Origin of the sequence: Romboutsia sp., from assembly GCF_051659545.1 — a bacterium.
GTDB lineage: Bacteria > Bacillota > Clostridia > Peptostreptococcales > Peptostreptococcaceae > JBOFOR01.
This window is the reverse complement of record NZ_JBOFOR010000333.1, coordinates 1-10,797: the sequence shown is the minus strand read 5'-3', so window position 1 is coordinate 10,797 and position 10,797 is coordinate 1. Positions and strand designations below refer to the sequence as shown.

13 protein-coding genes and 1 pseudogene are annotated in these 10,797 nt (G+C 29.0%); 10 read left to right on the top strand and 4 right to left on the bottom strand.

Annotated elements, in window-relative coordinates; genetic code table 11:
• Window positions 1-160: 160 nt before the first annotated feature.
• The 10 genes and pseudogenes from ACRC03_RS19590 to hdhA all read left to right on the top strand — a co-directional run.
• Window positions 161-409 (top strand): annotated as a pseudogene (locus ACRC03_RS19590) (TlpA family protein disulfide reductase); the annotation flags it as partial.
• A 188-nt stretch (window positions 410-597) separates the two neighbouring features.
• Window positions 598-852, top strand: a complete 255-nt coding sequence (gene saoT / locus ACRC03_RS19585; RefSeq protein ID WP_438654295.1) for a thioredoxin-like (seleno)protein SaoT — start codon at window positions 598-600, stop codon at window positions 850-852.
• Window positions 853-863: 11 nt separating this feature from the next.
• A complete protein-coding gene (saoE, locus tag ACRC03_RS19580; RefSeq protein ID WP_438654294.1) occupies window positions 864-1,943 on the top strand; it encodes an efflux transporter SaoE in 1,080 nt (359 codons plus the stop codon).
• A complete protein-coding gene (gene saoC, locus ACRC03_RS19575) occupies window positions 1,933-2,397 on the top strand; it encodes a Cys-Cys-COOH (seleno)protein SaoC (RefSeq protein WP_438654293.1) in 465 nt (154 codons plus the stop codon). Before saoE ends, saoC begins: the two co-directional genes overlap by 11 nt.
• A gap of 31 nt (window positions 2,398-2,428) precedes the next feature.
• On the top strand, window positions 2,429-3,523 hold the full coding sequence (gene saoX / locus ACRC03_RS19570; protein ID WP_438654292.1) for an ABC transporter substrate-binding subunit SaoX: 1,095 nt from the start codon (window positions 2,429-2,431) through the stop codon (window positions 3,521-3,523).
• Window positions 3,516-4,310 carry an ABC transporter substrate-binding (seleno)protein SaoB gene (gene saoB / locus ACRC03_RS19565; protein ID WP_438654291.1) on the top strand — a complete coding sequence of 265 codons (795 nt, stop codon included), beginning with the start codon at window positions 3,516-3,518 and terminating at the stop codon, window positions 4,308-4,310. Before saoX ends, saoB begins: the two co-directional genes overlap by 8 nt.
• Window positions 4,277-5,086, top strand: a complete 810-nt coding sequence (saoP, locus tag ACRC03_RS19560) for an ABC transporter permease subunit SaoP (protein ID WP_438654290.1) — start codon at window positions 4,277-4,279, stop codon at window positions 5,084-5,086. Before saoB ends, saoP begins: the two co-directional genes overlap by 34 nt.
• Window positions 5,086-5,838, top strand: coding sequence for an ABC transporter ATP-binding protein SaoA (saoA, locus tag ACRC03_RS19555; protein WP_438654289.1), 753 nt, complete (start codon window positions 5,086-5,088; stop codon window positions 5,836-5,838). Before saoP ends, saoA begins: the two co-directional genes overlap by 1 nt.
• A gap of 14 nt (window positions 5,839-5,852) precedes the next feature.
• Window positions 5,853-6,509: a MerB-like organometallic lyase SaoL gene (saoL, locus tag ACRC03_RS19550; protein WP_438654288.1), complete on the top strand. Its 657-nt coding sequence runs from the start codon at window positions 5,853-5,855 to the stop codon at window positions 6,507-6,509.
• Window positions 6,510-6,830: 321 nt separating this feature from the next.
• Window positions 6,831-7,652: a 7alpha-hydroxysteroid dehydrogenase gene (hdhA, locus tag ACRC03_RS19545; RefSeq protein WP_438654287.1), complete on the top strand. Its 822-nt coding sequence runs from the start codon at window positions 6,831-6,833 to the stop codon at window positions 7,650-7,652.
• A 241-nt stretch (window positions 7,653-7,893) separates the two neighbouring features.
• Here the strand turns inward: hdhA and ACRC03_RS19540 are convergent, their stop codons facing one another.
• The 4 genes from ACRC03_RS19540 to ACRC03_RS19525 all read right to left on the bottom strand — a co-directional run bounded on the left by ACRC03_RS19540 (window position 7,894) and on the right by ACRC03_RS19525 (window position 10,433).
• Window positions 7,894-8,817 carry a permease prefix domain 1-containing protein gene (locus tag ACRC03_RS19540; protein WP_438654286.1) on the bottom strand — a complete coding sequence of 308 codons (924 nt, stop codon included), beginning with the start codon at window positions 8,815-8,817 and terminating at the stop codon, window positions 7,894-7,896.
• Window positions 8,817-9,149, bottom strand: a complete 333-nt coding sequence (locus ACRC03_RS19535; protein WP_438654285.1) for a PadR family transcriptional regulator — start codon at window positions 9,147-9,149, stop codon at window positions 8,817-8,819. Before ACRC03_RS19535 ends, ACRC03_RS19540 begins: the two co-directional genes overlap by 1 nt.
• 91 nt (window positions 9,150-9,240) lie before the next feature.
• A complete protein-coding gene (locus tag ACRC03_RS19530) occupies window positions 9,241-10,026 on the bottom strand; it encodes a CPBP family intramembrane glutamic endopeptidase (RefSeq protein ID WP_438654284.1) in 786 nt (261 codons plus the stop codon).
• Window positions 10,027-10,121: 95 nt separating this feature from the next.
• Window positions 10,122-10,433: a helix-turn-helix transcriptional regulator gene (locus tag ACRC03_RS19525; protein ID WP_438654283.1), complete on the bottom strand. Its 312-nt coding sequence runs from the start codon at window positions 10,431-10,433 to the stop codon at window positions 10,122-10,124.
• Window positions 10,434-10,797: the final 364 nt, after the last annotated feature.

The window sequence follows — 10,797 nt, the reverse complement described above, 5'->3', positions numbered from 1 at the left end:
GCATTTGCCAATGGGATAGAGGATGTAGGGTTACATCCAATTAGAGTTAATATTATTTAATTATAGTGTTATGTACTAATAAAGATATTTTATTAAACTTTTTAATAATTTAAATAAGTTTATATTAATATTATAACCTGGACTAAACAAAGAAGAAGTAGTAATACTTGGAGTGGCTTCTCCTAACCTAGGCAAAGAAGGTAGTGAAGAACATATCAAAGAATTCTTAAAAGAAGAAGGCTATACCTTCCCTGTGGTTATGGATTATGATGGAGAGTTTGTATATCAATACGGAATAAGTGCCTTTCCGTCTACTTTTATAATAGACAAAGAAGGATATGTTACTCAATATGTACCTGGTGCTATGGATAAGGATACAATGAAGTATTTAATAGAAGATGTAAAATAAACAAAGCCCTGAATTTCAGGGCTTTTAATTATGGGATATATATAATTAAGATAGAATAGGACTATAAACGTAGATTGGCATATAGATATTATCTATTAGACAAAAATATAAGAGCTTGTTTATAATGAAAAGTGGAATATATAGAAAAATTGTCATAATAGAAAACAATAAATAATATGGAGGATGTTATGGAAAAGGTTTTGGTAGAATTTATCAACACATGACCTACTTGTGACGAGCATGGAATGCTCGTAAAAAAAATAGCTAAAAGATATGAGGATAAGATAGAAGTAAAGATTTATCAATTAGGAAAAGATTTTTCTTACATAAAGAAGTATGGAATAATCACTAAAGGTACATTGATTGTAAATCAAAGAAAAAAATATGACCGTTTATCAAAAAATGTTATAGAAAAAGCAATATTAGAAGCTATAGGAGCTTAGGGGAGAGTAGTATGTATATTCTAGATTTTATAAAAGACATTATAATGTCTTCTATAAGTATTTTAAATGGAGCTTCTGGATGGTTAGTTATTAGTTTTGTTATTGCAGGGGCATTACATAATATAATAACGCCACAAAGATTTCAACAAGCTTTAGGAAATAATAAGCTAAGTGCTATTTTTAAAAGTACAGTGTCAGGTATGTTGCTTCCTATATGTAGTTGTGGAGTTATTCCAATAGGTATAAGTATGTATTATTCAGGTGCTTACCTAGGACCTGTTCTTGCTTTTATGACTTCAACGCCAGTTATAAATCCTATAGCTATAATTTTGAGTTTAGGGCTATTAGGACCAGAGATTACTTTTATTTATGTTATATCAGGATTTATAATTCCAATTCTTGTAGGAGTGCTTGGTAATACATTTGGAAAAGATGAACTTTGTATTAAACAAGAGGATGAAGGAGAGGTAGCTATAGATTTAGAAGAAGAAAAAAGAAGTTTTATAGAAAATATAATTGATGGGCTTAAGTGGTCTTTTGGAGAGTTAGCACTTACCATAAGTAAGTATGTAGTAATAGGAATGCTAGTGGCAGGGTTTATAACTACAGTATTTCCAAGTAGTATTATACAAAAATACTTAGGAAATCCAGGGGTTTTATCTTTAGGAAGTATTTCAATTTTAGCGTGTGTAATGTATGTTTGTGCAGTTGGGCATATTCCTTTTGTAGCAGCATTAGTTGCAAGTGGAGCATCTCCAGGAATTGCTGTAACCTTTTTAATAGCGGGTGCTGCTACAAATTTACCAGAACTTATAAGTATATATAATGTAATAGGAAAAAGAGCTGTGATAATATATACAACAACTCTTACTTCGTGTGCTCTAATTATTGGATATATAACTAATAAACTTTTACTAGGAACTACTTCAAATATGAATGTAGAAAGTACTCAAGCGTCTATAAATATGGCAAATAAAATTATGTTAAATATACCAGATCCAGTCAATTATTTATGTTCATTTATGATATTTATAATGTTTATAAAAGCGATATTACCTAGTTTAAGAGAGGTTGTAAAAAATGAAGCATAATAAATTAAGCATAGGATTAGGTATTTTAATAGGAGCAATAGGACTATTTGTATATTCTAATGAGAGAAGCAAAGAAGCTGAGAACTTGCCTAATGTAGATAAAGAAAATTTAAGTTTTTTTGAAGCTAAAGTTGTATATGAAGACATAATAACTTATTCAGAAGAAGACATTAATAATGATGGAAAAAAAGATTTAGTAGTTGTCTATAAAAAGAATGATAAAAATAATGAAACAGTAGTAGTTGTAAATGATGAGAGTGAAAAGTATATTACAAAACCTGTATTAGCACCAAAGGAAAATGTAAGTATTACATTTAAAGATATAGATGAAAAAGATGAAATAGAAGTAATGATATCTGGTTCTAAGAATGGAAACATAGGTCATGCAATATATAGATTACAAAATAAAAAATTAATTGATTTATTTGGCGAGGGCATGGCAGCTTGTTGCTAATTAGATAAATATGAGTTTAGGGGAAAATATTATGAAATTATCAAAGAAAATGCAATCATTAGTATTAATAAGTATGCTGGGAACATCAATGTTAACAGGATGTAGTAAGCCCAAAGAGGAGTCATCAGCTAAAGAGGATTACACTATCAAATTAGGATATTATAACTGTGATCATATGACAGCTGCACCAGTAGCAGTAGAGGCAGGAATCTACAAGGATTTAGGATTAAAAGTAGAGGCTATAGGAAATGGTAAAGTTCCAGAAGCTATGGCAGCAGGTCAGATGGATGCTGGATATATAGGAACAAAGGGATTAGTCGGAGCTATACCTAAAGGTTCTCCTATAGTTGTAGCAGCAAATAACCACAAAGGTGGATCTGAGTATTTAGTAGTCGCAAATGATATTAAAAAACCAGAAGATTTACTAGGGCAAAAAATTGCATCAGATCCAGAAGGTGATTTATTATGGAGTACTGATTATGGACCACAAACAGGATTACCAGTAGATAATTCTAAATATGAAGTTGTAAATATGGATTCTAGTAAAGATGCTTACTTAGCATTAAAAACAGGTCAAATAAAAGCATTTTCAACTTGTGATCCATGGGGTTCTGTTGCAGAGGCTGAGGGAGTAGGTAAAATAATAGCTACTACTAAGTACAAAGAAGAAGCTACAGGAAAAGAATATAACTGCTGTTCATTCTCATTAAATACTAAGTTTATAAAAGAACAACCAGAGTTAGCTAAAAAAATGGTATTAGCTCATACTAAAGCTATAGAATACATATACACTAATCCTGTTAGTTCAGCAAAAATATTTGCAAAAGCTTATAGCGTAGATGAAGAAGTTGCATTAATGACTATCTACAAAAAGACTGTAGGTGAAGGAAGAACCCTTACTTGGACTATAACTGGAGAAGAATACAAAAACAATTTAGCTATGTACAAAGAATATAAAGCATTAGAAGAAATACCATCATATGAGGAAGTTGTAAATGAAGAAATTTTAAAAAGCAGTGGAGCGGATGACTTTGATAAATTTATAAAGGAAAAAGTAGACACAGTATTCCCAGAGGGAATGAGTTATGAAGATTGGAAAGTTAAGGCTATGGAGATAGATGGATAAAATTAAGAATATATTATTAGGGATTATTATAATAATAGGTAGTTTATTAATATTTTTTTTCAATCCTGAAGATGAAAAGTTAGAAGGCAGTATAAGAATAGGGGTATCTGATGATACCTCTGGTTTTGTAATAAACTATATGAAGAACAAAGATTATTTTGAAGAGGTTGAAATTGAAAATTTACTACAACCTTATTCAATAGCTGACTGCTGAGCAAGCACTATGCAATGGGCTCTGAGTTCAGACCAAATTGATATGGCTATAATTTGCAAAGAAGCAGCTAGTAAATTTATAGAGTATGACAAAAATTTTGAAATAGTAAATATATTAGTTCAAAATTCAGATATATTTTTATTAAAAAATGAAAATCCACAGAGTATTGGAGTAACGCAAAATAGGAATTATCAAATTAATTTAGTAAATGAATATTATAAAGATTCTAAGACTGTACCTTTTATAAATAGTGGCTTAGCATATGCACTAGAAAGTAATAAAGTAGAAGGTGTAATAGTAGATGCTATAAAAGCACTCTCCTTAGAAGGAAACAAGAAATCAACTTCAACCAACAAAGATTATGGAACTTATTCATTGGTTGTCAATAAAAGTTTTAAAAAGAGTGATTTATATAAAGAGTTTGTAGATTTATATAATAAAAGCGTTAAAGAATTAGAAGATGAAAAAAATCTAAAAAAAGAGTTAGAAAGATATATAGATAAAAAATTATCTACTGAAGAAATGGGGGCATTTAAAAGTTGGAATCTAAAATTTCTACAGATAAAGCTGTAGTGAAAAAAGTTAAGAAATCAAACTTAAAATCACTAGACTGGGTATATAGATTGATATTATTAGGAGCAATCATAGGAATATGGCAAGTAGGAGCAACTAAAATAGACAGTTCTTTATTGTTACCAATGCCTTTAGGTGTACTTGAAGGTTTTATTACCTGTATAACTGATCCGGTAATAGTAAAAAACTTACTTATAACTTTACAAAGAGTTTTAAAAGGATTTAGCTATGCCATGCTATTTGGTTTGCCTCTTGGTTTACTAATGGGATTCTCAAATACATTTGAAAAAATATTTTCACCACTTGTTGACTCTGTGAGACAAGTTCCTATAATGGCATGGGTACCACTTACAATAGTTTGGTTTGGTATAGGTGATGGACCAACAATATTCTTGATAGCATTTGCGGGAGTGTTTCCTATAATATTAAATACTATTCAAGGAGTTAGGTCTATATCAAAAGATTACTATAATGCAGCAAGAAGTATGGGTGCATCTCCATTTACTATATTTACAAATGTAATGTTACCAGCGGCACTACCAGATATACTAACAGGAGCTAGACTAGCCATAAGTACTGGATGGATGTCTGTTATCTGAGCCGAGTTTATAGCAACGAGTGCCGGTCTTGGTTACTCTATGGTACAAGCTCAAACAATGATGAATACAGAATTGTTAATAGGGCTTATGATATTTGCAGCACTAATAGGATTTATAATAGATAGAGTTTTAAAATTTATAAACAAAAGCCTTTGTAAATGGAGGTTCACAGCATAATGAAGCTAAAGATAGAGAATATAAATAAGACATTTTTAAATGATAAAACTGAAAATAAAGTATTAGAAAATATAAATTTAGAAATAAATAATGGAGAGTTTGTGTCATTATTAGGGCCTTCTGGATGTGGAAAAACTACTCTTTTAACTATAATTGGTGGTTTCCAAAAATCTGAAGAAGGAAAAGTGTTATTAAATGACAAGATAGTTACGAAGCCAGGTATAGATAGAGCTTTTGTATTTCAAAACTATGCACTATTCCCATGGAAAAATGTTAAAGAAAATGTAATGTTTCCACTAAAACAACAAAAAGTACCAAAAATAGAAAGAGAAAAAAAACTAGCAGAACTTTTAGAAATAGCTGATTTGAAGGGAAAAGAAAAAATGTATCCCCATCAGTTATCAGGAGGTATGAAGCAAAGGGTCGCAGTTATAAGAGCACTTGCTTGTAATCCAGAAGTTTTGCTAATGGATGAACCTCTTGGAGCAGTAGATTTCAAGATGAGACAAAATTTACAAGAGCAACTTGAAAATATTTGGACTAAGAATAAGATAACAGCTATTATGGTTACTCATGATGTAGATGAAGCTGTTTATATGAGTGATAGGGTTATAGTTATGTCTAGAGATAAGGGACGTATTTTAGAAGATTTAAAAATAAATTTGGATAGACCTAGAAATAGACACTGTGAGGAATATTTAGATTACAAAGATACATTAACAAAAACATTAGAGAGATGCTATGACATTTAAGGAGGGGGGAAAGTATGGATATTAATAAGTATAGACAATTGGATGAGTTACAAAAGAAAGTAAGAATATCTATAATGGATATGATTATAGAAGAAGGAAGACCTCTCAATTTAGAAGAAGTTAGAGCTTATGTAAGCAAAACTTTAAATATAGAGGATACTTATGTTGATAGTGTTTTAGAGTTATTTATAGAAAAGAATATTATGGTAGTTGATGAGGATTCTAAGATTAACTTTATTTATCCCGTATCAGCAGTTTCAACTATGCACAAAGTTAAGTTAGCAGATGGTAGAGAGTTTAGCTCTATGTGTGCTATAGATGCACTTGGATGTAGATGCACATTCAATCAAGATATAACTATTAAGTCTATGTGTTGTGTTACTGGTAAAGAAGTTGAGATTGAGATAGTAAATGATAAGGTTAATTATGTTAATAATGATGAGCTTAGAGTCTTACATCTTAATTTAGACAAGTTTGAGAACTGGGCTGCTAGTTGTTGAAATATCATGAATTTCTTCTGGACGAAGAATGAATTTGAAGTTTGGGCTAAAGATAATGGATATGATAATGACGAGGATATATATTGCTTGGATATAGATGAAGCTATGGATGCTTCTTATGAAATATTTTCAATACATATATCCAAGAAGAATATATTCAAAAGAATTTAATAAAACAATTATAAATATTACTATATTAAGGTATAAGTTTTGCAAATATAAACTGTTGTTATTTAAGTTTACAGCTCTCGATAATTTCAAACCTAAAACCTAGTATTAGTCCATGAAGTACTGATACTTGTAGTGCTAATACTGCAATAAAAATCGATCTTGTGAAAATTAACAAGAAAGATTGTATTATTGTTTAGGAGTAATGCCAAATTATCTTGTAAAAAATTCAAGATTGTTTTTAATTTATATAAGTGGGTATAAAATAAGTAGATACTTTGTAAATAATGTAAATTTATATAGATATAAAAAGGAGACGGCAAAATGAGAAAACTAAAAGGACAAGTTGCATTAGTAACATCAGCAACAAGGGGAATTGGATTTGCAAGTGCTCTAAAACTTGCACTAGAGGGAGCAACAGTATATTTAGGTGTAAGAAGAATGGAAGATACACAAGCAATATGTGATAAATATACACATTTAAAAATGATACCAGTATATTTTGATGCATATAAAAAAGAAACATATACTTCAATGATAGAAGAAATAATAACAAAAGAAGGTAAACTAGATATACTAGTAAACAACTTTGGAATGGGTAAACCACAAGAGGACTTAGACTTAGTAAATGGAAGTGAAGAAGCTTTCTTAGAAATAATAACTAAGAATGTAGGTACAGTATACTCAATATCAAAAGCAACAATTCCGCATATGATAAAAAATGGTGGTGGTAGTATAGTTAATATATCATCTATAGGTGGTACTATACCAGATATATCAAGAATAGGATATGGTGTATCTAAGGCTTCTATAAACAATATAACACAGCAAATAGCTATGCAATACGCTAGATACAATATAAGATGTAATGCTGTACTTCCAGGACTAACAGCTACAGATGCAGCACTTAATAATATGCCAAAAGAATTTGTAGATTCATTCTTAGCTCATGTTCCGCTAAAGAGAATGGGTAAACCAGAGGATATAGCTAATTCAGTATTATTCCTAGCAGGAAATGAGTCATCATACATTACAGGGACTATATTAGAAGTTGCTGGTGGATATGGACTAGGTACACCTCAGTATGCAGATTTTGTAGGAAGAGAGATGCAAAATATAGAAAATGAAAATACTGCTTTAGCATAAATTGACTCAAGTAGAAAATCACGTATTAAAAGCTACCGAATAAAAATTGTGTTAAAAATTATTTACAAATTAATTTATACAAGAAAAAGAGAAGTTTTTTATTTGATTACCATTCTTTTTACATTTGCACTAGGAACAGCAGTGGGGGAACTATAAGGAATATGGACTAAACAAAGCCCTGAAATTCAGGGCTTTCACATTGAATTACAATTGTAATCTAAATTATTTGTAAATAATAATATTAAGAATTATAAATCTGAGGCACATTATTCTTCTCAAATAATTCATTTAATAATATTACTTGAGAAGAACTAACCTTTATAGGAGCTCTAGAACCTGATATTTTAGATGATTTTTTCACTGCAAATTCTAGAGTATATAAGCTATTACCATTTACTAATTCTTTACTCCACATGTAGCCTTGAATATCACTCCAATGTGCAAAATAATTAAAAGAAAGTAAACCATCAGTATATACAATTGTATGCTTGTCTTTAGGATTTAATATATATAAATAGATAGCTAGATATACAAAACAGCTAATCCAATCTAAATGTTGTGAAGAACTTAATAATACTTGGCTTAATTGTAGATGATTGAATTTAATGAAAATATATATGAAAATTAGTGAAGATATGATTAGACAAGCTACTTGTGAATATTTTATTAATTTTTCTTCAAAAATAGAGGACTTATAAGACTGAATATAAAAAAGAGGATCTACTTTAGAAATTTCACATTCCTTTTTATATGTTTTTATAACACCAACTATATATGTTCCGAAATATAAGGTAATGGCTAGAGTTATTATAGTATAGATATAAAATAAAGTAAGATCATTATGACTATTAATGTAAATAGATACTATACCGCTAATGGCAGATATAAGTAGAACTATTACTGTTAAAAATATGAGTAAAAATCTATTTAAATTAGAAGTTTTATCTTTGTAGATTTTACTTAATACACTTGGATCTCCCATTTGTTTTAATGCCATAGTTGTTGCATCAGAAGTACTCATACCATTTTTTGTATAATATTCAACACAGCTACAAATATGATCTCTAAGTTCATCTTGTATTTCTTTAGCTTTTTCTTCTGTAGATATAAACCTACACACAGATTGTAAAAAGCTTTCTATAGAAGAAGTATCTTTTACATTCATTAAATTTGACCTCCTAATACTAAATTCATTGTTTTACTAAATACTTTCCACTCATCTTGTCGTCCCTTTAATTCTGTAAGACCTTTTTTAGTAATTTTGTAGTATTTCCTACGTCTACCATTTTCAGTATCCCAAAATGATTCAATTAGTTTATTTTTTTCAAGATCATGCAAAATAGGATAGAGAGTTCCTTCTTTAAATTGAAAAATACCATTAGATTTATTTTCAATTTCTTTAATTAAACCATATCCATACAAGGGTTTTTCATTTAAGGAATTTAAAATTAATGTGATAGTACTACCTTTTATAAGTTCTTTATTCAAAATTAACACCTCGGATTCCTATGTATTTGAGATAATTGTATTTTACATTTTATAGAAAGTCAAGTATAACTATACAAACATTAAAATACCGATATTATATTTAATATAATATCGGTATTAAAGCTAATTGCATAAATATATGTGAAAACATATGAGCAATTATCCCGTATTCAAACCCTTTTTTCCAATATAAATATCCAAAAAGAATACCTGCAAAAGCATTTAATAAAACTACTCTAAATATTACAATAGGAGTTACCTTAAATAACATATAAGTAGCAGGTAGATGACCTACACCAAATAAAATAGCTGCAATAACTATACTTACTAAGTATATCCAATTAGGAATATCTGATTTATCAGCTTTTCTTGCAAACAATTTATATAAAACGAAAACTACAAATGACATTAAGAATAGTCTTAACATTATTTCTTCTACAATTCCACCATAAACTATACCACTTATTAAATATAAAGGTGAAAATTCAGGTGTACTATTTCCTATTTCGGGTATAAGTTTTGCAAAAATAAACTTTTCACTAAGAGTTATAACACAAGCATTTATAAAACCAAATCCAAGTGCAAATTTTAAACCATTAAAATCTATACTATATTTAGTACCTTCATAGATACTTCCTAACAAACCTTTGTTATCTAAGTTTACAGCTCTCGATAATTTTAAACCTATAAAACCTAGTATTAGTCCGTAAAGTATTGCTACTTGTAGAGCTGATACGGCAACAAACATCGATCTTGACATATTTGGTATTGGTACACTCTTAATAGAAGAGTATAGTCCTATCAATACACCAGCAAAAGCTGCTAAAAACGTAAATACCAAACTTATTTTTATATCTTTTTTGTTTAATTCTTTATTGATTGACATCTCTAATATCCCCCTTTAAATATCTATCTGTTATATATAATATATAACAAGTAGATGAAATGCAACGGAAATTTAAAATTAAATAAAAAAATTTATTATTTAGTTTTAAATTTTTTCACTTCATTGTAGTATTCTTTAGGAGTAATACCAAATTCTTTTTTAAAAACTCTAAATAAGTTATTATATCCGCCAAGAGAACAGATTTGACAAATACCTGAAATACTCTTTCCTTCCTCAATAAGCTTTTTACACAAATTAAGCTTTGCTTTAGTTATATAATTATGAACTGTTAGGCCGGTATGTTTTTTAAATTCTCTAGAAATATGAAACTTACTTACGAAAAACTCTTTTTCTAACCTATCTAGTGTTATATTTTCAGTTAAATGAGAGTTAATAAATAAAAACAAATCATCAATTAATAATTGCTTGTTTCTCCTAACTCTTTCCCTAGGCTCAGAGTAGATAAAGAACCACAAAAAATGCAGGAACTTATAGAAAACTTTGATCAAGCTCTTTCTCATCCAAGTGATAAGGATTTAGATTGTTTAGAGAAGGTTGTAACTGAGTATATGAGTTAAAAAACAAGAAAGTATAGGAGTGAATTCCTATACTTTTTGTTTTATATATTTAACTATATAAGTTCTAATAAATATCCTACATTTTAACACATAGCCTATCTATTGTTATTTGTGGAGATTTATTTATTTTAGTTATAAACTTTTGGACAACAGTTCTAACTTTTACTATACTCGGAAAAAATCTATTATTTAT